The following is a 404-nucleotide window of genomic DNA, read 5'->3' on the forward strand; positions in this document are numbered from 1 at the left end:
GCAGATGGCCGTCGAACTCGACGTCGACGACGGCGCCGATGACCTGGGCGATCTTGCCCGTGGCGACGGCCGCGCCGGGCGCGATCGCGGCGACAGGCGCCTTCTTGACGGCGGGCTTTTTGGCGGCGGGTTTCTTGGGGGCGACGGTGTCGGTCATGGTCAGGGTCGGTATCGGAATGTCTGTTCGGTCGGGATCAGAGGGCTTCGGCGCCGGCGATGATCTCGATCAGCTCGGTGGTGATCTGGGCTTGGCGCTTGCGGTTGTATTGCAGCGTCAGGGCGTTGATGAGGTCGCCCGCATTGCGCGTGGCGTTGTCCATCGCCGCCATTTGCGAGCCGAAGAAGCCGGCTTGGTTCTCATACAGCGCGGCCAGAATCTGGGTCGTCAGCGCGCGCGGCAGCAG

1 protein-coding gene is annotated in these 404 nt (G+C 66.3%); it reads right to left on the reverse strand.

The features are described 5' to 3' along the window. Positions 1 to 194 precede the first annotated feature (194 nt). The coding region (locus JWG43_RS21095) for a F0F1 ATP synthase subunit gamma (protein ID WP_205244463.1) at positions 195 to 404 on the reverse strand (210 nt) is incomplete at its 5' end.

The organism is Desulfobulbus alkaliphilus (assembly GCF_016918545.1).
In the GTDB taxonomy this organism is placed as follows: Bacteria; Desulfobacterota; Desulfobulbia; order Desulfobulbales; family Desulfobulbaceae; genus Desulfobulbus; species Desulfobulbus alkaliphilus.